We start from the raw sequence: 18,636 nt of genomic DNA, 5'->3' as shown, positions 1-18,636 counted from the left end.
CGGGCACCGCGCGCGGGTCAGCCCGCGGCGAGCACCTCGCGCAGGGACATCGGCTGACGCCCGGTGATGCGTTCGACGTCGCCGGACACGTGCGCGAGCGCCCCCTCGGCGATGGCCGTGTAGGTGCTCACCCAGGCGTCGGCCTGCCACGGCTCCGGGTTCCACCGCGCACGTGATGCGTACGCCTCGTCCAGGGTCTCCGGGTGGTAGCTGACCGTGCGGCCGCGGACCTCGGACACGATCGCCGCCGCCTGGGCGAGGGTGATCGCCTCGGGGCCGGTCAGCTCGTACGTCTGGTCGCGGTGGGCGTCCGGGTCGTGCAGCACCGCGGTCGCGACACGGGCGACGTCGGCGCGGGCGACCGCGGCCATGGTGCCGTCGCCGGCCGGGCCGCGGATCACGCCGTCCTCGCCGACCAGGTCCTCGACGAAGTCCAGGTAGAAGCTGTCGCGCAGGAACGTGAACGCCATCCCGCTGTCGCGGATCGCCTGCTCCGTCGCCCAGTGGTCGCGTCCGAGCGTGAAGGTCGCGTCGGGAGCCGCGCCGAGGAACGACGTGTAGACGACGTGCCGCACACCCGCGTCGGCCGCCGCCGCGACGAACGCCCGGTGCTGGTCGAGGCGGTCCTGGGCCTCGGCCGCCGAGACCATGAGCAGCGCCTCGACGCCCTGCAGCGCCGCTCGACTTGCGTCGGCGTCGGCGAAGGTCGCGACGGCGACCTCGGTGCCCGGAAGCTCCGGCGCACGCGAGGCGTCGCGCACGAGCATCCGGAACGGCACGGCGTCCGCGGCGAGTGCCGCGCTCACGGCGCCCCCGATGTTGCCGGTCGCTCCGGTGATGGCGATGGTCATGGTCGCTCCTCGTGTCGTGTCGCGTGGTGGTGGTCGGTGGTCACGTCCACACCGTCCTGGAGGCCCGGATCACCGTGGGCGTGACCCTCGCGGCGTTCACGCCGTCCACCTCCACCGCCCACGCTCGGGCGGCGTCGTGGTCGCGGCCGTGCCGCATGTGCCGGCCGACCAGGCGGTCGAGCCGCACGTCGTCGGCGACGGCGCAGAACCAGGTCTCGGTGAAGAGTGCGGGCAGCGCCGACCACGGAGCGGTGTCGTCGAGCAGGTAGTTGCCCTCGGACACCACGAGTCGGGCTGCGCGGGGCACCGCGATGCTGCCGGCGACGGGTTCGTCCACGCGACGGTCGAAGTCCGGTGCCCACACCACGTCCTCGTCGGCGGCGACGAGTCGGCGGACGAGCGCGACGTACCCCTCGGCGTCGAAGGTGTCCGCCGCGCCCTTGCGGTCGTGCCGAGCGAGGGCGTCGAGCGCCGCGTTCGACAGGTGGAAGCCGTCCATCGGGACCTGCACCGCGGTGCCCGCACCCAGGCGTTCGTCGACTGCGGTGACGATGCGGCGGGCGAGCGTGGACTTGCCGGCACCAGGCGCTCCAGCGATCCCGAGCACGGTGCGGCGGTTCGAACGAGCCAGTTCGACGGCGCGCTCGACGGCCTGGTCGACGGTCGTGCCGGAGTCGCTCACGGCTTCATCCTCGCAGAGCGCACCGACGCCGGACCGCAGTGGTTCACTTGCCGCATGGTCGATGCGACGAAGGCGTTCAGCGGGTTCTCGGTGCGCGACGTGCCCGAGGCGAAGGCGTTCTACGAGGACGTCCTGGGGGTCGAGGTCACCGAGGACCACGGCATGCTCTTCCTGCAGCTCGGCGGCGGACACCAGGTGCTCGTCTACCCGAAGGGGCCGGGTCACGAACCGGCGGCCTTCACGGTGCTGAACTTCCCGGTGCCGGACATCGATGCCGCGGTCGACGAGCTCACCGCGAAGGGCGTCGCGTTCCTGCAGTACGAGGGGATGACCGACGACCGGGGTGTGAACCGGAAGGGCGGCCCGCTCATCGCCTGGTTCACCGACCCGTCGGGCAACGTCCTCAGCGTCATCGAGGAGTGAACATGTTGTATTCCGAAAGGTCGCGTCGGCGCTGCTGATCGTCCTACCGTCCTCTCACCGACGAGAGGACGGCCATGACGAAGGTGCTGGGACGGCAATGGACCCGCGAGGAACTCCTCGCCGAGCGCGAACGCGTCCGCGCAGAGTGGAACCTGGACGAGCGGGAGTTCGCGCCGACCGAGCAGTGGCGCGACCTGTTCACCGACGAGTACCTCACGCAGAACTGGCTTGACAGCATCTCCGCCCTGCTGGGTGAGCGATGACCGAGCAGGCCGCGTCGGCGGCGCAGCAACCGGCCGACGTCCCATCGCAGTTCGCCGTCCTGACGGCCGGGTGATGCGATCAGCGGGACAGGGCACCCGCCCAGCCGAGGGCGATCGGCACGAGCAGGCCGTGGCGGTGGTGCGGGAGCTCCGAGACGGGGATCCACCGCGACTCGTCGGTCGAGCCGTCGAGCTCGTGCCGCAGGGCTCCCCCGGTGACGGTCGCCCGGAACACCACCTGCACGGCCTTCATCGGCCGGCCGTTGGCGTGGATGCGGCGTTCCGCGGGGACGATGTGGTGCCGGACCCCGAGCAGGGCACCGGCCTGGGCCTCGTACCCGGTCTCCTCGCGGATCTCCCGCACGACGGCCTGTTCGACGGTCTCGTCGAACTCGACCCCGCCGCCCGGCAGCGTCCACGTGCCCGCATCGGGGTGGCGCAGCTTCGCCAGGAGCACGCGGTCACCGTCCGTGATCACGCCATAGGCGGCGAGCCGGGTGTCGTAGTCCGTGTACTCCATGGGCCGACCATGCCAGGTGGGTGCACCGACGTCTGCCAGCCGCGCCGGGCCTCCAGGCCGTGGACCGGGGTGGCTCGGACGCTCCACCAGCCCGCCGACCGGTCACGACCCCGCGTCCCGCACGCCGAGCGGTCACCGACCGTCGGCCCCGCCGCCCGCGAACGACGGAACGTGACCACGCGAGGCAGCACGTGCGGTGTGTCGCGACCACCCCGCGGGCCGGGAGGCGCGAGTCGCCGCCGCCACGGGCCTCCCGGCCGTCCGGCGTGCCGCCGGGACGTCCACGCCGACGCGCGGTCAGGACACCCCGATCTCTGCCCGCCGAGCGGTCACGAACCGTTCCTTGCGGCACCGCCAGACGCCGCAACACGACCACGCGACGGTGCACGCACGGGGAGTCGTGACCGCTCGCCGCTCGAGGCCCCGGGCCCGCATGGTGCCGACCGGACCCGACGTGGTCGCCCGACCCGGATCAGGCGTCGACGCGTGCCGCTGCCCAGCCCACGCGCATCCGGGCGACCGCCCGGTCGAAGGCGCTGAGCGGCTCCCCGTCGTCGCGGATGACGGACTGCAGCTGGAGCCCCTCGTACAGGGCCATCAGCTGCTCGGCGGCGTGCCGGGGCGAGGCGCCACGGGACTCCCGACCGGCGACGACGTCACGGACCAGGGCGAGGGTGACGTCCTCGAACACCCGCGTGTACTGCGCGCGGAACCACCCGGCGGCGGGGTGGTCGGGGTTCGAGGCGGCACTGAGCACCGCGACCCGGAGCCGCACGAGGGCCGGGTCCTCGACGCCCGCGGCGAGCCGGGCTCGCAGGTAGGCGACCGTGCCGTCCCGCTCCGCGATCGGCCAGAGCTGGCGCCGGCTGCCGTTGTTCCACTTGTCCATGACCGCGACCACCAGGAGTTCCCACGTCGGGTACGCCCGATGGAACTCGTCGGCGGTGACCCCGGCGTGCTCGGCGACCTCGTCGGGCCCGACACGGTGGAAGTCCCCGGCTCGGTAGGCACTGATCGCCCCGGCGACGATGCGTGCGCGGAGGTCGACGTCGGTCGTGGGCATGCTGACGATTGTGCGGGGCCGGTCAGCGGCCCGCGACCGCCAGTTCAGGGGGCGCGGCCACCGTCACCCGCTCTGGGTCAGCCGCGGTCGAACGTCAGCGTCTCGTCGTCGGGGGCCCGGACCTCGCCGGTGCGGGCGAAGTCGGCCCAGATCGCCCGGAAGGCCCGGCCGCGGCGCTCGACCTCGGGCCAGTCGCGTTCGGGGACGAACCGGGTGCCGGCCCAGGCCTCGCGGCCACCGAGCAGCAGCGGCAGGTCGCTCATGTGCACGGCTCCGGTCGGGGCGCTCGTGACACCGCGGTGCAGTCGGTACGAGGTCGCCCGGCCGCCGGCGCGTCGGTGCCGTTCGGTGAACCGTCGGGCGTCGCGCCCGTAGATGACGTCGGACAGCGGACGGACGACCCACCACCGCAGGGCCGACCGCAGCACCCGCGACCGGGTGACCCGACGCAGGCCGGGCACGAGCGGCACGTACATGCCGGCCTCGTCCGAACCGGACCCGATCAGGACGTCGACGTCGGGCGCGACCCGGCTCCACGCGGCGTCGAGGTCACGCTCGGCGGGCAGCGGCGCGAACCCGTACTGGGTGCCGAACGGCATACCGGCGGCGAGCCCGTACGGCGCGGCGGCCCGGGTGCCGAGCGCCTGACGGTCGAGCAGGTCCTCGAGCGGGGTGTCGGCGTGCACGGTGCCGACCGCCCGGACCATCGCGCGGTTCATCCGTGCCCGACGGCGGGACAGCCCGAGCGGAGCGCTCTGGATGATCGCGCGGCGGAAGAGCCCTTCGGCGCCGGCGCTGATCATCAGGTGCGCGGCCGCGTCCCCGCCGGCCGACTGCCCGAAGACGGTGACCAGGTCGGGGTCGCCGCCGAACGAAGCGATGTTCGCGCGCACCCAGCGCAGCGACTCGACCAGGTCGAGGAGCCCGAGGTTGGCCGGGATCGTCTCGCCGTCACCGAGGAACCCGAGCACGCCGAGCCGGAACGTGACCGACACCACGATGACGCGCTGCTCGGTCACCAGGTCGCGCGCGTCGTAGATCGGCAGGTCGCCGCCGCCGATGACGTACGAGCCGCCGTGGATCCAGACCATCACGGGCAGCTGCTCCCCCGGACGGACGTCGGCGGGAAGTGTGATCGAGAGCCGCTGGCAGTGCTCGTCGACCTCGATGCCCTGGATCGGGTTGAGCAGCAGGTCGACGAACTCCTCGTGCGGCTGTGGTGCGACCGGCGACGGGGTCGACGCGTGCAGCTCTCCCGCGAACGGTGGCATCGGTTGCGGCGGAGCGAACCGTTCGGCCTGCGCGTACGGGATCCCGAGCACCCGCACCACGTCGCCGTCGACCGTCCCGACGATGCGGCCGGCGGGGGTGTCGAACGGGGCAGGCGTGGCGTCGAGCATGTGGGTCACGCTATCGGGGCCCGCTGACGCAACCGGGCAGACGGACGGGAGGCCCGTGGCGGGGTCGCCACGGGCCTCCAGACCGTCCGTTTTGTCGCGTTGCGCGACGGGCGCTACCGCACCCGCTTGATGGGGATCACGACGAGTGCGCCGATGATGGCGATCGCGCCGGCGGCCCAGCACATGAGCGTGTAGTTGTCGGCGGCGTCCCCGGACCCGATCTTCAGGAAGAACAGGGCGACGGCCGGGGCGAGCGACTGCGGCAGCGCGTTGGCGATGTTGATGACGCCGAGGTCCTTGCCGGGACGGTCGGCGTTCGGCAGGACGTCGACGACGAGTGCGGTGTCGATCGCGGAGTAGATGCCGTAGGCGAAGCCCATGATGACCTCGGCGACGTAGAAGCCGTTGACCGTGTCGGCGTGCGCCAGCACGATGAGTCCGACGGCGAACATCGCCGTGGAGCCACCGACGAACACCTTGCGGCGACCGAGCTTGTCCGAGGCCCAGCCGGACAGCGCCGCACTGACCAGCAGCGCGATCGTGTAGAGCAGCACACCGAAGGCGACGGCGGCCGTCGCCTCCTTCGCGCTCTCGATGCCGAGGTGCTGCTCCATGTACAGCAGGCGGTACGTCGTGAACATGAAGGTCGCGAAGATGATGAGGAAGCGCGACCACCACGCGAACGCGAAGTCCGGGTTCTTGACCGGGTTCGTCCAGAACGACGCGATGAGGTTCAGGAACGTGAACTTCTTGAGCTTGTAGGTGGGCAGGTCGTCCCGCGCGACGACGGCGTACACGGCGACCAGGATGATCGCCAGGATGCCGGGCGCGATGAACAGCACGGGCAGGTTCGCGACGAAGAAGACCGACAGGTAGGTGCCGGCGAGCACGGCGATGTTCTGCGCGAGCGCGATGATGCTCGAGGACCGGCCACGCTGCAGCTGCGGCACGTTGTCGGCGAAGCTCGCGAGCAGGGTGGCGAGCGTGGCGTTCGCGGCGAGCTGGGCGAGCAGCCAGGCCAGCGTCAGGTTGAGGACGTCGGGCGAGTAGGCGATCCACGCGAGGGCGATCGCGAAGACCACGACACCGCTGAGCAGCCAGGGGCGACGACGGCCCCAGCGCGTGCGGGTGCGGTCGGACAGGGCACCCGCGAGGGGGTTCATGATGAGCGCACCGAATGCGCCGATCGGCAGCACCGAGCCGATGACGTTCGCAGCGTCGTCGCCGACCAGGGCCTGCGCCTTGAGCTGCATGCTCACGTAGACGGGCGCCATGAGCGCGACGAAGAGGCCGAACTGCCCGAGGAACAGGGCGATCTGGTAGCCGATGCCCACCTTGACCGTGCTGACGGGCTGGGTGATGCCCTCTTCCAGGTTGAGCAGTGCCGGGCTGCCGGGTTCGGGTGTGCTCATGACGCCTCCTTGAGTCGATGAAAACCTTGCCTGACAAGGTTTTTCCGACGCGAGCATACATCGACACGTGTTGCCTGCAACACCAGGGTCGTCACACGGGGCAGCAAAAACTACACACCGGGTGGTTTTTGGGGTAGCGTCGTCATCGATCTCGCCGCGGAGCATCGCTCCTCGACGGGCCGCGACACCCAGACAGGATCGAAGGAGCCTCTGCAATGCCCACCACTTCTGTGCAGCTGTACTCGCTGCGCGACGCCATCGCCGAAGACCTCGACAAGGCCATCGCCCGTGTCGCCGAGATCGGGTACGAGAACGTCGAGCCCTACGCGTTCGTCGAGCGCGTCACCGACCTCGAGCGTGCGTTCGCGGCCACCGGCCTCAAGGCTCCGTCCGGCCACGTCGCCGTGATCGACGCCGAGGACACCGCGCCGATCTGGGACGCCGCCGAGCGCCTCGGCATCCGCACCGTCATCGACCCGTTCATCCCGACCGACCGCTGGCAGACCGCCGACGACGTCGCGAAGATCGCCGAGCGCGTCAACGAGCTGACCGCCGAGGCCGCCGGCCGCGGCCTGCAGTTCGGGTACCACAACCACCAGTGGGAGTTCACGAACAAGGTCGACGGCCGCACCGTCTACGACCTGTTCGTGTCGCAGCTGTCGCCGGAGACCGTCCTCGAGGTCGACACCTTCTGGGCGACCGTCGGTGGCGCCGACGCCCCCGCCGTGCTCAAGGGCCTGGGCGACCGCGTCGTCGCGATCCACGTCAAGGACGGCAAGGTCGACGGTGACATCCGCACCGCGCTGCCCTCGTCCGAGAGCGCCCTCATCGTGCCCGAGGCGCTGCAGCGCGCCTTCGAGAACCAGACGCCGGCCGGTCAGGGCGACGTCGACGTGACCGCGATCCTCGCCGCCGCACCGCAGGCGATCCGCGTGGTCGAGTTCGACGCGTACAAGGGCGACGTCTTCGAGGGCATCACCGAGTCCCTCACCTGGCTCAAGGACAACGACAAGTGAGCCGTGTCGGGATCGGCATCATCGGTGCCGGCAACATCTCCACCCAGTACCTCGAGAACCTGACCAAGTTCGCCGACGTCGAGGTCCGCTTCGTCGCCGACGTGCTGCTCGAGCGTGCCGCTGAGCAGGCGGCCACGTACGGGGTCGCTTCGTCGGGATCGGTCGAGGAGCTCCTCGCCCGCGACGACATCTCGATCGTGATCAACCTGACGATCCCGGCCGCACACGCCGAGGTCGACCAGCAGATCATCGACGCCGGCAAGCACGTCTGGAGCGAGAAGCCGATCGCGACCGACCACGCGTCGGCCGCCGCGGTGCTCGAGTCGGCGAAGGCCAAGGGCCTGCGTGTCGCGACCGCTCCGGACACCGTGCTCGGCGCGGGCATCCAGACGGCGCTCCGGGCCATCGCCCGCGGTGACATCGGCGAGCCGCTGTCCGCGACGACGCTGTTCCACGTGCCCGGACCCGAGGCGTGGCACCCGAACCCGGACTTCCTGTTCGCCACCGGTGCCGGCCCGCTGTTCGACATGGGCCCGTACTACGTGACGACCCTGGTGCACGCGTTCGGCACCGCCTCGCGCGTGCAGGCCGTCTCGTCGAAGTCGCTCGACCGTCGCACGATCGCGTCCGGCCCCCGCGCCGGCGAGACGTTCCCGGTCGAGGTCCCGACGCACCACGCGGCCCTGATCGAGTTCGCTGGCGGGCAGTCCGCCCAGTCGACGTTCTCGTTCCAGCACGCCCTGCCGCGCATGGGCTTCGTCGAGATCAACGGCACGCTCGGCACGATCTCGCTGCCGGACCCGAACACGTTCGAGGGCTCGTCGCAGCTCTGGCGCTACGGGCAGGACGAGCCCGAGACGCTCGAGGCGGTCGGCTCCACCTGGGGTCGTGGCACCGGTGTCGTCGAGCTCGCCCGCGCCATCGCCGAGGACCGCCCCGAGCGTGCCTCCGGCGCCGTCGCGCTGCACGTGCTCGACGTGCTGCTCGGCATCCGTGACGCGGCCGAGTCGGGTTCCGCCGTCGACATCACGTCGACCGTGGACGCGATCCCGCCACTGCCCGAGGACTTCGACCCCGCGGCAGCCGTGCTGACCGCGGGCGCGAACGCCTAGGAGCGCCCAGGAGCGCCACGCGCACCACTTCGTGAGCAGAAATGGTCGGGTCCCGAACGGGGACCCGACCATTTCTGCTCACCAAGCGACGATCACGACACGAGCGACGCGAGCGACGCCCCCGCGCGAGCCCGCGCCCGTCAGACCAGCGCGGTGAAGGACGCGTCGCGCACGAGGAGCGTCGCCGCGTCGCCCACCACGGCCTGGTCGGGGTCGCTCGACAGCCCGAGGGACCAGCTGCCCCCACCCGGACGCTCCGGCAGCGTGAACTCCACCGTGGTGTCCGACGCGTTCAGCAGCACGGCCACGGTGTCGTCGCCCTGGTGCAGCACGAGCGTCACGGCCCGGTTGCCGCCGTCCGCCCAGTCGCCGTCCTCGAACCCGGCGGCGTCGGCACGGAGCACGGTCACCGTCGACTCCGAGTCACCCGGCGCGGTGCGGAACCACTCCGGACGCAGCGCCTGGTGCTGCCGACGGAACGCGATGGCCGCCGTGGTGAACGCGAGCAGGTCATGGTCGGCGGCGGCCCAGTCGAACCACGAGATCTCGTCGTCCTGGCAGTACGCGTTGTTGTTGCCGCCCTGTGACCGGGCGAGCTCGTCACCACCCAGGATCATCGGCACGCCGGCGGAGAGCAGCAGGGTGCCGAGGAAGTTGCGGCGCTGCCGGTCGCGGTAGTCGTTCACCGCGCCGTCGTCGGTCGGCCCCTCGATACCACCGTTGAACGAGGTGTTGTCGCTCTCGCCGTCGTTGTTGTCCTCGCCGTTCGCCTCGTTGTGCTTGTCGGCGTACATCGTCAGGTCGGCGAGGGTGAAACCGTCGTGGGCGGTCACGAAGTCGATCGAGCACAGCGGGGAGCGCCGCGAGCCCTCGTAGACGTCGGGGCTGCCCAGGACCCGCTGCACGGCGTCGCCGAGGGCGCCCTCGTCGCCGCGCCAGAAGGCCCGCAGGTCGTCGCGGTACTTGCCGTTCCACTCGGACCAGTCGGCCGGGAACCCGCCGACCTGGTAGCCGGCGGTGTCCCACGGCTCGGCGATCATCTTGACCTCGCGCAGCACGGGGTCCTGGTGGATGATGTCGAGGAACGCGGAGTGCTTCTCGGCCTCGCCGTCCTGGCGGGTGAGCGTCGTGGCCAGGTCGAACCGGAAGCCGTCGACGTGCATCTCCTCGACCCAGTAGCGGAGCGAGTCCATGATGAGTCCGAGGGCCGCCGGGTGCCCGACGTTCAGGCTGTTGCCGGTGCCGGTGGTGTCGAAGTAGTTCGCCTCGTTACCCTCGACCAGCCGGTAGTACGACTGGTTGTCGATCCCCTTGAACGACAGCGTCGGGCCCATGTGGTTGCCCTCGGCGGTGTGGTTGTAGACGACGTCCATGATGACCTCGAGCCCCGCGGCGTGCAGGGCCTTCACCATCTCCTTGAACTCGGCGACCTGCTGCCCGGCGGTGCCGGACGAGTACTCGTCGTGCGGCGCGAAGAAGCCGATGCTGTTGTAGCCCCAGTAGTTGCGGAGGCCCTTGTCTAGGAGCGTCGAGTCCTGCACGAACTGGTGCGTCGGCAGCAGCTCGACCGCGGTGACGCCGAGGTCGGTGAGGTGCTTGATCGCTGCCGGGTGGGCCATGCCGGCGTAGGTGCCGCGGATCTCCTCGGGGACGTCCGGGTGCTGCTTCGTGAAGCCCTTGACGTGCACCTCGTACACGACGGTGTCGGCGAGCGGGGTCCGCAGCAGGGTGTCACCGTCCCAGTCGAAGGACCGGTCGGCGACGACCGACTTGGGCATCGCGCTGGCCGAGTCGGTCTCGTCGATCTGCTCGGGCTCGTTCATGTCGTGACCGAAGAGCGCCTGGCCCCACTCGTACTCGCCGTCGATCGCGGTGGCGTAGGGGTCGAGCAGGAGCTTCGCGCCGTTGTGGCGGAGGCCGTTCGCCGGGTCCCACGCACCGTGCACGCGGAAGCCGTAGCGGGTGCCGACCCTCACCCCGGGGACGACGTCGTGGAAGGTGTAGCCGGTGCGGTTGCGGAGCTCGGTGCGGTGCTCGGTGCCGTCGTCGTCGAAGGTGCAGAACTCGACCCGCTCGGCGGTGCTCGAGAACAGGGCGACGTTGGCGCCCCCGTCGACGAGCGTGACGCCGAGCGGGGTGCGCGTGGAAGTGGTCATGCTGCCCTTCTACCGGCCGGTCGCTGTGCCACCGGCAGCGAGGCGTACCCCGTGGCCGCTCAGCGCACCGGCGGGACCAGTTGCTCGAGCAGCCGCAGCACCCGCTCGCCGTCGACGGCGTCCGGGTCGAGCAGCCACTGGACCTGCAGCCCGTCGGATGCCGCGATGCTCAGGCTCGCCAGGTCGACCGGGTCCAGGTCGGCGCGGATCCGGCCACTCGCCTGGTCCGCCTCGATCAGTGCGGCGAGTTCGGCGCGCAGCCGGGCGAAGCGTTCACGCATGAAGTCGCGTGTGGCCGGGTGGCCCTCCTGCACGGCGTCGGCCGCGAGGGTCGTGTACAGCTGCACCAGCCCCGGCACGGCCCGGTTGCGCGATGCGCTCTCGCGCATGTCGCCGATCGCGGACTTCATCCGGTCGGGCGCGCCCTGCTCGCGGACCTCGTGCTCCCGGTAGACGGCGAGCAGCAGTTCGTCGCGGCTCGGGAAGTAGTGGCGGAGTGCCGCGTGCGTGATCCCGAGGGCTTCGGCCACCGAGCGGAGCGACGATGCGTCGACCCCCTGCTCCGCGACCATGCGGATCATCTCGTCGAGGATCTGCGTGCGCCGCTCGGCGCCCTTGCGGTACCCGCCGCGGCGCGGCTGGGCCGCGTCGGCGTCGTCCGCGGGGTGGGTCATGCACCCAACTTACCGCTGGAAGGTTTTCTCGCCACCGTCCGGCCTGGAGGCCCGTGGCGGGCGCACCACGGGCCTCCAGTCCGTATCGGGATCGCGTCGCACCCGCCGGGTCGCGTCAGCCGGGTGCGCTCGCGTCAGTCCTGGTCGTCGACCGTGTACTCGTCGACCGGCGCGGGCGTGCCCGCAGCGAGCGCGTCGACGATCTTCGTGAGCGAGTCGGCGAGGACGGCGTTGTCCGCGTCGGGGAGTTGCTCGAGCACCTCGACGACGGCAGCATGGAAGCGCGCGTACGAGGCGTCGATCTTCTCGGCGGCCTGGTCGGTCGGGGCGAGTACCTGCGCACGACGGTCGGTGGGGTGCGCCGTGCGCGACAGCAGGCCCTTCTGCACGAGCCCGTCGACGATCTTGGTGACCGAGGCGTTCGAGACGGCGAGCATCACGGCGAGGTCCTTCGGGCCCATCGTCCGGCCGTCCCGGTGCGCCTGGAGCATGTACCGGACGGCGAGGAACTCGTTCTTCGACAGGCCGCTCTCGATGCGGGCGGACTCGATCTGCTGGTCCTCGGCGTGCTGCAGGCGCAGCAGCGCGTCGACGGCGGTCTTCGCGACCCCGGACTCGGGTTCGCGGGCGTAGAGGTGGACGTGCTCTCGACGGACGACGGTCAACGGCATGGGGTCATGCGCTCCTTGCTAAACGGCAGGCGTGCTGAAGAAGTCCGCGTAGGACGGTTCGGAACGACCGGCGAGCAGCGAGGGGTCCTGGATGCGACGCTCGACGTACGCGTCGATGATCGCCGGGTCGGTGAGACCGACGCGCGTGTGGCTGCCACCGATCCGTGCCGTCCGAGGCATCCCGGAGTACGTGCTGTGCATGTCGTGTCCCGCCCTTCTCGCTTGCCGTGTGTCCCCTGCGGACGCCTGAACTCTTTCACAAAGTGAACGATCAGTTCAACGAACCATTCGCAGTGTGTACGTTTTGCGCGCCGAACGGTTCGGCGGCATCCATCAGGGTCGTCAGGAGCTGCAGGAGCGCCGCCCGTCGCGGCTCGTCGAGCGGCGCGAACAGGGAGTCGAGCACCCCCTCGGCGATGCGGTGCCCCTCGTCGAGCACCCGCCGTCCGTCCTCGGTGACGGTGTGCTCGATCCGGCGCCCGCGCCCGGCGGTCCGGGTGATGAGACCACGGTCGAGCATCCGGTTCGCGAGCGTGCCGAAGGCCTGGTCGCTCTGGAACGTCGCGACCGCGAGGTCGTGCCCGGAGGCGCGGGGCATCCGGTCGATCGCGCGCAGGGCGTCCCACTGCACGAGCGTCACGCCGAGGTCGCGCAGGGCGGCGTCCATCGTGCGGTGGTTGCGGTACTGCGCCCGCTTGACGGCGTGGCCCAGGGCTTCGAGGTCGGTCGGCATGGTGCTACGGTATCAACACTCGTACATAAACATGTTGATACGGAGAACCCATGACCCACACCCGCACCCGCACCGCGCTCGTCCTGCACGGCGGCGGTGGCCCCCGGACCGTCGCACCGATCGTCGCGCACCTCGCACCCGCCTTCCACGTCGTCGCCCCCACGCACCCGGGCTGGGACGGCACCCCGCGCCCGGACGGGATCGACTCCGTCCCGGCCCTGGCGACCGCGTACCTCGAGCAGCTCCTCGCCGCCGGGGAGCAGGACGTCGTGGTGGTCGGGTCCTCCATCGGCGGCTGGATCGCCCTCGAGATGGCCGTGCAGGCAGCTGCCGACGACCGGTTCGCCGGGGTCGTCGGCACCGTCGTCGACATCGACGGCGTGGGTGCGGTGGTCGAGGGCGAACCGATCGCCGACTTCTTCGCCCTCGATGCCCGCGGGCTGGCCGAGGTCGCCTGGCACGATCCCGAGCGGGGGTACCAGGACCCGGCGTCCGTCACCGAGGAACAGCGCGCGGTGCAGCGGTCGAACGGGCAGACCATGGCGGTCGTCGCCGGCCGCTCGATGAGCGACCCGACGCTGGTCGGTCGGCTCGGTGCCGTGCGGGTGCCGACGCTCGTCGTGTTCGGCGCGAGCGACCGGGTCGTGACCCCGGCGTACGGTCGCGCGGTGGCGGCGGCCGTGCCGGGGGCGGTGTTCGCCGAGGTCCCCGCGGCCGGGCACCTGCCCCACCTCGAGGCCCCCGACGCGACGTGGGCGGTCATCGACCCGTTCCTGGCGCCCCTGCTCGGATGAGTTCTCGGCGTCCTCTGAGCGATCTCTTGGCACTCGCCAGGGTCGAGTGCTAAAACGGTGGCAGTTGAGTCGAGGGGACTCAACGAGAACCACGAAGGAGTTGATTTCGATGACGATGAACTTCGATCCGTTCCGCGAGCTCGACCGACTCGCGGGTTCGCTCCTCGGCACCGCAGCCGGTCCGCGCTCGATGCCGATGGACCTGTACCGCACCGGGGACCACTACGTCCTCGACGTCGACCTGCCCGGCATCGACCCGGGCTCCGTCGACATCGACGTGGACGGCTCCGTCCTGACCATCCGCGCCGAGCGCACCCTGGGCGCCCCCGAGGGCTCGCAGTGGCTCACGCGTGAGCGCCAGCCCGGCACGTTCGTCCGGCAGCTGACGCTCGGCGACGGCCTGGACGCCGAGCGCATCACCGCCGGGTACGACAACGGCGTGCTGAGCGTCACGATCCCCGTCAAGGAGTCCGCGAAGCCGCGCAAGATCGCCGTCACCGTCGGTGGCGCGTCCGAGCAGCTCGCGGTCGGTTCCGGCGCCGCCGGTTCCGGCGCCGCCGAGTGAGGAGCTGAGCGATGACGTCCGTCCTGCTGAACGCGGTGGTCGCGGTCCTCGTCGTCACCGCGGCGCTCGCGCTGACGAGCCTGGACCGGCGCACCGCCGTGCTCCTCGGGGCCACCGGCAGCCTGACCGGCACGTTCCTGACCTGGGTCGCCGCGCCCCGGCTGTTCGAGCAGTCGCTCCTGGCCCCTTGGGTCGCGGCGGTCCTCGGCACGGCCCTGCTGATCGCGGGGTGGAGCGCGGTGCGCGCCTACTCGGGCATCTTCGAGGCACCACGCGACGAAGAACCCGAGACGGGGGCGCTGATGACCGTGGGCGGGTCCGCCCCGTCGGTGCGGTGACCACCTGACGGACAGGAGGCCCGGTGCACGTCGTGCGCCGGGCCTCCTGTCGTCCGTGGGTCGCGTGGGCGACCGTCGGGACTACTCCTTGTTCAGCTTGTCCTGCACCAGGCCGGCCGTCTTCTCGACGACGTTCGGCAGCTCGGTGGTGCCGTAGAGCCGGACGTCGGGGTGCGTGGGCGGGGGCATCGGGACCGAGGTGGTCGGGCCGTCGTGGTACGAGTACTCGCCCTTGCCGTCGAACGAGGGGCCGCTCGCCCAGGGACCGTTCTTCGCCTCGGCACCGTCGGAGAAGTTGAGGTACTGGTAGTTGACCTCCTGGTTCTCCTTCGACTGCGGGAAGTTGCTCGGGACGGGGAAGCCCTCGACGCCCTTCTCGCGCAGCTCGGCGGCAGCGGTCGCCCACATGTTCTGGTGCATGGTGTCGCGGGCGATGAGGAAGGACAGCAGGTCCCGCACGCCGTGGTCGTCGGTCATGTGGTAGAGCCGGGCGGCCTGCACACGACCCTGCATCTCGGCGTTCTCGTTCGCCGTGAAGTCGGCGAGCAGGTTGCCGCTGGCGGTGATGTACGAGCCCTGCCAGGGGTTGCCGTTGCTGTCCACCGGACGGGCACCCGCACCGGCGACGATCGCGTGCTGGACGTCGGTGCCGCCGACGATCGCGGCGACCGTGGGGTCGTCCTGCAGCGCGTCCTCGGTGATGCCGAGCGGGGACTTCTCGAGCAGCTGCGCGATCATCGTCGCGAGCATCTCGACGTGGCCCATCTCCTCGGCGCCGATGCCGAACACCATGTCGCGGTACTTGCCGGGGATGTGCATGTTCCACGCCTGGAACTGGTACTGCAGCGCGACGGAGATCTCTCCGTACTGGCCGCCGAGCACCTCCTGCAGCTTGCGGGCGTAGATCGCGTCGGGCTTGTCGGGCGTTGCCGTGAACTGGAGTTCCTGCTTGTGGAAGTACAAATCGTGCTCCTTCGTGTCGATCGAGCGATTGCACGGCCGATGGTTCGCCGGGGGCACTGAGCAGCCGTCCAAGGTGGCCGGATCACGCAGAGGGTGTCCCGGATGCGCCGTTCGACGGATCGGGGTCCACCGTCGGCTTCACCCGGCAGGACGAGTCCCTTCGGTCGACCGCCCGATGCCCTCGGCCGTCCGGTTGCGCAGGCTGGGAGCATGCAGACCTCGACCAAGCACACGATCGCCACCCTGCTGCTCTGCGCGGCGATCGTGGTCGCCACCGTCATCGCACTCATGGCCATGACCCCGCCCGCGTGACGCCGGTACGGCATGGGAGGATCGCTCTCGTGACCGAACGGGGCAGGTTCCTCCGGCCGCTCGCCACCCGGTCGATCGCCGTCGACGTGGCCTGGGCGGCCCTGGCGGCGTTCGTCTTCCTGCTGCCCATCGACCTCGAGCTCGAGCACGCGAGCCTCGCCGCGGTGCTGTCGGCCTCGGTGGCGATCGCCCTGCGCCGCATCTCCCCGTCCGCCGCGATGGCGATGGTCGTCGTCCTCGGGGTGATCCAGGTCGGCGGCGGCGAGCGCCCGTCGCTGGTGGACCTCGCGCTCTTCGTCGTGATCGGCACGGCCGCCGTCGTGGGCACCCGCACCGAGGTCGTCGTCTCGGGCGTACTCGCGGTCGTCGCCGGGGCGGGTGCCACGGTCTACCTGGCGTCGACCGGCTTCCGGTTCCTCGTGCTCATCAACGGCCCGCGCGACCAGGCCTTCCTGGCGATGGCCGCCCCGGTGACCGCGCTGCTCGGGGTCTGGGCGGGCGGGGTCGCCGTCCGGGCCTTCCGCTCCCGCGACCGCGAGTCGGAGCGCCGTGCCGACGCCGAGGCCGCAGCATCGCGTGCCGAAGCCGTCGCCACCGAGGCCGAGGCCACCGCCACCCGCGCGATCGACGTCGCCGAGTCCGAACGCATCCGCGCGGACATCGCCCGCGACGTGCACGACGTCGTCGGCCACTCGCTCGCGGTCATCATCGCGCAGGCCGACTCGGTGCCGTTCCTCGACGACGAGGCGCGCATCCGCGCGGTCAGCGCCACCATCGCGAGCACCGCCCGGAGCTCCCTGGTCGAGGTCCGACAGGTCCTCGGGCACATCGACGGCTCCGCCGAGGCGACCGGCCCGGGCTCGCTCGAGGAGATCGTGCAGGGCATCCGCGACGCCGGGGTCGACGTCGACCGCACGGTGCGCGGGGTCCCGCTGGCCCTGCGCCCGGACACCGGGACGGCCGCCCGCCGCGTGCTGCAGGAGATGCTCACGAACGCCCTGCGCCACGGCGCCCCCGGCAACCCGGTCGTCGTGCGGGAGACCTGGCGGAACGCCGACCTGGTGCTCGAGGTCGAGAACGTCGCCGGCGACGGCACCACCGCCGGCTCGGGCCGCGGGATCGACGGCATGGACTCGCGCCTCGGCGCCCTCGGTGGGTCGTTCGACGCCGCCGTGCTGGACGACGTGTTCACGGCACGCGCCCGCATCCCGTTCGACGTCCAAGGGGGACCCGTCCGATGACCGAACCGATCAGGATCCTGCTCACCGACGACCAGGCGCTGTTCCGCGCCGGGCTCCGGGTGGTGCTCGACGCCCAGGACGACATGCGCGTGGTCGGTGAGGCCTCCGACGGCGCCGAAGCGCTCGCGCTCATCCCCGAGGTGCGCCCCGACGTGGTGCTGCTCGACATGCGGATGGCCGGAATGGACGGCGTCGAGACCGTCCGGCAGCTCTACTCCGGCGCCGTCCCGGGCCCACTGCCCCGCGTCGTCGTGCTCACCACCTTCGGGCTCGACCCGGCGGCGGCGACGGCGATCCGGCTCGGCGCCAGCGGGTTCCTGCTCAAGGACACCACGCCGCCGTTCCTGTTCGCCGCGGTGCGGGCCGTGCACGAGGGCAGCTCGGTCATCGCACCGAACGACCTCGCGCAGCTGTTCGGCACCGACGTGGCGCGGGCCCCCGCACCGCAGCCGCCGGAGTTCGCGACCCTGACCGAGCGGGAGCGCGTCGTGTTCGGGTGGGCGTCCCGCGGCCTGTCGAACGCCGAGATCGCCACCAGGGAGTACGTGACCGAGTCGACGGTGAAGACCCAGATCTCGAGCATCCTGGGCAAGTTGTCGCTGCGCGACCGGGTGCAGCTCGTCGTCTACGCACACGACCACGGGCTGGCGGGCGCCCGCGAGGACTAGTCCGCGGCGATCCGGTCGAGCCACTCCGTGAGCATCGTCCGCTCGGCTGCCGACAGTCGATCGAGCCGGGGCGCTGCGGCACGGAGCGTGATCGCGGCGCTCGTCACGGCGTCAGTCTCCCGACCGCGACCACCCGGGGCCGCGCCGCCGTCGTCCCTGGTCGGCCCGCTCGGCACGAGGATCCGCCCGAGCACCGCGTCGAGGACGTCATCGGCGAGTGACGGGTCCCGCTCGTCCGCCGGAGCGGCCAGGATCGCGAGCACCGCACCGGTGCCGGCCGCGTGCACGAGCTCGACCGCGCGGTGTTCCGGCACGGCCAGTCGTCCGGCCTCGGCCACCCGCCGGATGCGTTCGGCGAGCAGCGCGGTACCGGCGCGGGCGGCTGCCGACCGACGGCCGCGCTCCGGGTCGCTCAACAGCACGAACAGGTCGGGGTTCGCCAGCCCGAAGCCGATCGTCATCGACCACCCGGTGCGCAGGTCCTCGACGGGGTCGGTCGCCTCGTCACGAGCAGCCCGGACGGCGTCGGCCTTCATCGCCGAGAACGTCGCCATCGCGTGCTCGGCGACCGCTTCCAGCAGACCGTCCTTGTCGCCGAACAGCCGGTAGATGGTCGGGGCCTGGACGCCTGCGCCGTCCGCGACCGCCCGCGTGGTCACCGCCGCAGCACCGCGTTCGCGCAACATGGTGCCGGCGACCTCGACGATGCGCGAACGCGTCTCGTCGCGCTGGCTTCCCTGCTCGCTCACGGAACAACGATAACGGATCTGTGCTATCAC

The 18,636-nt window shown here is 71.3% G+C and carries 22 protein-coding genes; 9 read left to right on the top strand and 13 right to left on the bottom strand.

All coding sequences use genetic code 11. The features are described 5' to 3' along the window. Nucleotides 1-17 precede the first annotated feature (17 nt). Entirely contained in the window at nucleotides 18-851 is an 834-nt protein-coding gene (locus tag BIU89_RS17380; RefSeq protein ID WP_071248816.1) for an SDR family oxidoreductase, read from the bottom strand. A 40-nt stretch (nucleotides 852-891) separates the two neighbouring features. Beyond that, nucleotides 892-1,533 (bottom strand): nucleoside/nucleotide kinase family protein, encoded by a 642-nt coding sequence (locus BIU89_RS17375; RefSeq protein ID WP_071248812.1) that lies wholly within the window; start codon nucleotides 1,531-1,533, stop codon nucleotides 892-894. Between the two features lie 54 nt (nucleotides 1,534-1,587). Here BIU89_RS17375 and BIU89_RS17370 point away from each other — a divergent pair, with 54 nt between their 5' ends. Continuing rightward, complete coding sequence (locus BIU89_RS17370) at nucleotides 1,588-1,956, top strand: VOC family protein (RefSeq protein WP_071248809.1); 369 nt, start codon at nucleotides 1,588-1,590, stop codon at nucleotides 1,954-1,956. A gap of 74 nt (nucleotides 1,957-2,030) precedes the next feature. Continuing rightward, nucleotides 2,031-2,219, top strand: a complete 189-nt coding sequence (locus BIU89_RS17365; protein WP_071248808.1) for a hypothetical protein — start codon at nucleotides 2,031-2,033, stop codon at nucleotides 2,217-2,219. Between the two features lie 79 nt (nucleotides 2,220-2,298). Here the strand turns inward: BIU89_RS17365 and BIU89_RS17360 are convergent, their stop codons facing one another. The 4 genes from BIU89_RS17360 to BIU89_RS17345 all read right to left on the bottom strand — a co-directional run bounded on the left by BIU89_RS17360 (nucleotide 2,299) and on the right by BIU89_RS17345 (nucleotide 6,614). Continuing rightward, complete coding sequence (locus BIU89_RS17360; protein WP_071248807.1) at nucleotides 2,299-2,739, bottom strand: NUDIX hydrolase; 441 nt, start codon at nucleotides 2,737-2,739, stop codon at nucleotides 2,299-2,301. A gap of 472 nt (nucleotides 2,740-3,211) precedes the next feature. Next, nucleotides 3,212-3,802: a TetR/AcrR family transcriptional regulator gene (locus BIU89_RS17355; RefSeq protein WP_071248798.1), complete on the bottom strand. Its 591-nt coding sequence runs from the start codon at nucleotides 3,800-3,802 to the stop codon at nucleotides 3,212-3,214. Between the two features lie 77 nt (nucleotides 3,803-3,879). Continuing rightward, on the bottom strand, nucleotides 3,880-5,202 hold the full coding sequence (locus BIU89_RS17350) for a carboxylesterase family protein (protein ID WP_071248793.1): 1,323 nt from the start codon (nucleotides 5,200-5,202) through the stop codon (nucleotides 3,880-3,882). Nucleotides 5,203-5,315: 113 nt separating this feature from the next. Next, complete coding sequence (locus tag BIU89_RS17345) at nucleotides 5,316-6,614, bottom strand: MFS transporter (protein WP_071248790.1); 1,299 nt, start codon at nucleotides 6,612-6,614, stop codon at nucleotides 5,316-5,318. A 215-nt stretch (nucleotides 6,615-6,829) separates the two neighbouring features. On the opposite strand from BIU89_RS17345, the gene BIU89_RS17340 reads away from it, so the two are divergent. Beyond that, a complete protein-coding gene (locus BIU89_RS17340) occupies nucleotides 6,830-7,630 on the top strand; it encodes a sugar phosphate isomerase/epimerase family protein (RefSeq protein WP_175475048.1) in 801 nt (266 codons plus the stop codon). Further along, entirely contained in the window at nucleotides 7,627-8,742 is a 1,116-nt protein-coding gene (locus BIU89_RS17335; RefSeq protein ID WP_071248781.1) for a Gfo/Idh/MocA family protein, read from the top strand. Before BIU89_RS17340 ends, BIU89_RS17335 begins: the two co-directional genes overlap by 4 nt. Before the next feature lie 140 nt (nucleotides 8,743-8,882). Here BIU89_RS17335 and glgX read toward each other — a convergent pair whose 3' ends face one another. From glgX to BIU89_RS17310, 5 genes are all read right to left on the bottom strand, one after another. Further along, nucleotides 8,883-10,898 carry a glycogen debranching protein GlgX gene (gene glgX, locus BIU89_RS17330; protein WP_071248779.1) on the bottom strand — a complete coding sequence of 672 codons (2,016 nt, stop codon included), beginning with the start codon at nucleotides 10,896-10,898 and terminating at the stop codon, nucleotides 8,883-8,885. A 59-nt stretch (nucleotides 10,899-10,957) separates the two neighbouring features. Next, nucleotides 10,958-11,572, bottom strand: a complete 615-nt coding sequence (locus BIU89_RS17325) for a TetR/AcrR family transcriptional regulator (protein WP_071248778.1) — start codon at nucleotides 11,570-11,572, stop codon at nucleotides 10,958-10,960. 134 nt (nucleotides 11,573-11,706) lie between these two features. Then, nucleotides 11,707-12,243, bottom strand: coding sequence for a MarR family winged helix-turn-helix transcriptional regulator (locus tag BIU89_RS17320; RefSeq protein WP_071248777.1), 537 nt, complete (start codon nucleotides 12,241-12,243; stop codon nucleotides 11,707-11,709). A gap of 18 nt (nucleotides 12,244-12,261) precedes the next feature. After that, entirely contained in the window at nucleotides 12,262-12,444 is a 183-nt protein-coding gene (locus tag BIU89_RS17315; RefSeq protein WP_071248776.1) for a hypothetical protein, read from the bottom strand. Between the two features lie 70 nt (nucleotides 12,445-12,514). Next, nucleotides 12,515-12,976 (bottom strand): MarR family winged helix-turn-helix transcriptional regulator, encoded by a 462-nt coding sequence (locus BIU89_RS17310; RefSeq protein WP_071248773.1) that lies wholly within the window; start codon nucleotides 12,974-12,976, stop codon nucleotides 12,515-12,517. A 50-nt stretch (nucleotides 12,977-13,026) separates the two neighbouring features. Between BIU89_RS17310 and BIU89_RS17305 the strand changes: the two genes are divergently transcribed. The 3 genes from BIU89_RS17305 to BIU89_RS17295 all read left to right on the top strand — a co-directional run bounded on the left by BIU89_RS17305 (nucleotide 13,027) and on the right by BIU89_RS17295 (nucleotide 14,673). Next, nucleotides 13,027-13,770, top strand: a complete 744-nt coding sequence (locus BIU89_RS17305) for an alpha/beta fold hydrolase (RefSeq protein WP_071248769.1) — start codon at nucleotides 13,027-13,029, stop codon at nucleotides 13,768-13,770. 109 nt (nucleotides 13,771-13,879) lie between these two features. After that, complete coding sequence (locus tag BIU89_RS17300) at nucleotides 13,880-14,335, top strand: Hsp20/alpha crystallin family protein (RefSeq protein ID WP_071248766.1); 456 nt, start codon at nucleotides 13,880-13,882, stop codon at nucleotides 14,333-14,335. 11 nt (nucleotides 14,336-14,346) lie between these two features. Beyond that, nucleotides 14,347-14,673, top strand: a complete 327-nt coding sequence (locus BIU89_RS17295) for a hypothetical protein (protein ID WP_071248763.1) — start codon at nucleotides 14,347-14,349, stop codon at nucleotides 14,671-14,673. An 81-nt stretch (nucleotides 14,674-14,754) separates the two neighbouring features. Here BIU89_RS17295 and BIU89_RS17290 read toward each other — a convergent pair whose 3' ends face one another. After that, nucleotides 14,755-15,636 carry a manganese catalase family protein gene (locus BIU89_RS17290; protein WP_027466970.1) on the bottom strand — a complete coding sequence of 294 codons (882 nt, stop codon included), beginning with the start codon at nucleotides 15,634-15,636 and terminating at the stop codon, nucleotides 14,755-14,757. 341 nt (nucleotides 15,637-15,977) lie between these two features. Between BIU89_RS17290 and BIU89_RS17285 the strand changes: the two genes are divergently transcribed. Beyond that, the gene (locus tag BIU89_RS17285; protein WP_232536553.1) at nucleotides 15,978-17,189 is read left to right on the top strand and encodes a sensor histidine kinase; all 1,212 of its coding nucleotides are present in this window, start codon (nucleotides 15,978-15,980) and stop codon (nucleotides 17,187-17,189) included. Then, on the top strand, nucleotides 17,186-17,857 hold the full coding sequence (locus BIU89_RS17280) for a response regulator (protein WP_071248761.1): 672 nt from the start codon (nucleotides 17,186-17,188) through the stop codon (nucleotides 17,855-17,857). Before BIU89_RS17285 ends, BIU89_RS17280 begins: the two co-directional genes overlap by 4 nt. Here the strand turns inward: BIU89_RS17280 and BIU89_RS17275 are convergent. Beyond that, nucleotides 17,854-18,606: a TetR/AcrR family transcriptional regulator gene (locus BIU89_RS17275; protein ID WP_071248758.1), complete on the bottom strand. Its 753-nt coding sequence runs from the start codon at nucleotides 18,604-18,606 to the stop codon at nucleotides 17,854-17,856. The genes BIU89_RS17280 and BIU89_RS17275 overlap by 4 nt on opposite strands. Nucleotides 18,607-18,636: the final 30 nt, after the last annotated feature.

Origin of the sequence: Curtobacterium sp. MCBA15_005 (assembly GCF_001864855.1) — a bacterium.
GTDB classification, from domain to species: domain Bacteria; phylum Actinomycetota; class Actinomycetes; order Actinomycetales; family Microbacteriaceae; genus Curtobacterium; species Curtobacterium flaccumfaciens.
This window is presented reverse-complemented; position numbering and strand designations above follow the sequence as displayed.

Coding starts and splice junctions, on each gene's coding strand:
- BIU89_RS17380 (WP_071248816.1), bottom strand. CDS start 851: ATGACCATCGCCATCACCGGAGCGACCGGCAACATCGGGGGCGCCGTG.
- BIU89_RS17370 (WP_071248809.1), top strand. CDS start 1,588: ATGGTCGATGCGACGAAGGCGTTCAGCGGGTTCTCGGTGCGCGACGTG.
- BIU89_RS17365 (WP_071248808.1), top strand. CDS start 2,031: ATGACGAAGGTGCTGGGACGGCAATGGACCCGCGAGGAACTCCTCGCC.
- BIU89_RS17360 (WP_071248807.1), bottom strand. CDS start 2,739: ATGGAGTACACGGACTACGACACCCGGCTCGCCGCCTATGGCGTGATC.
- BIU89_RS17355 (WP_071248798.1), bottom strand. CDS start 3,802: ATGCCCACGACCGACGTCGACCTCCGCGCACGCATCGTCGCCGGGGCG.
- BIU89_RS17350 (WP_071248793.1), bottom strand. CDS start 5,202: ATGCTCGACGCCACGCCTGCCCCGTTCGACACCCCCGCCGGCCGCATC.
- BIU89_RS17345 (WP_071248790.1), bottom strand. CDS start 6,614: ATGAGCACACCCGAACCCGGCAGCCCGGCACTGCTCAACCTGGAAGAG.
- BIU89_RS17340 (WP_175475048.1), top strand. CDS start 6,830: ATGCCCACCACTTCTGTGCAGCTGTACTCGCTGCGCGACGCCATCGCC.
- glgX (WP_071248779.1), bottom strand. CDS start 10,898: ATGACCACTTCCACGCGCACCCCGCTCGGCGTCACGCTCGTCGACGGG.
- BIU89_RS17325 (WP_071248778.1), bottom strand. CDS start 11,572: ATGACCCACCCCGCGGACGACGCCGACGCGGCCCAGCCGCGCCGCGGC.
- BIU89_RS17320 (WP_071248777.1), bottom strand. CDS start 12,243: ATGCCGTTGACCGTCGTCCGTCGAGAGCACGTCCACCTCTACGCCCGC.
- BIU89_RS17315 (WP_071248776.1), bottom strand. CDS start 12,444: ATGCACAGCACGTACTCCGGGATGCCTCGGACGGCACGGATCGGTGGC.
- BIU89_RS17310 (WP_071248773.1), bottom strand. CDS start 12,976: ATGCCGACCGACCTCGAAGCCCTGGGCCACGCCGTCAAGCGGGCGCAG.
- BIU89_RS17305 (WP_071248769.1), top strand. CDS start 13,027: ATGACCCACACCCGCACCCGCACCGCGCTCGTCCTGCACGGCGGCGGT.
- BIU89_RS17300 (WP_071248766.1), top strand. CDS start 13,880: ATGACGATGAACTTCGATCCGTTCCGCGAGCTCGACCGACTCGCGGGT.
- BIU89_RS17295 (WP_071248763.1), top strand. CDS start 14,347: ATGACGTCCGTCCTGCTGAACGCGGTGGTCGCGGTCCTCGTCGTCACC.
- BIU89_RS17280 (WP_071248761.1), top strand. CDS start 17,186: ATGACCGAACCGATCAGGATCCTGCTCACCGACGACCAGGCGCTGTTC.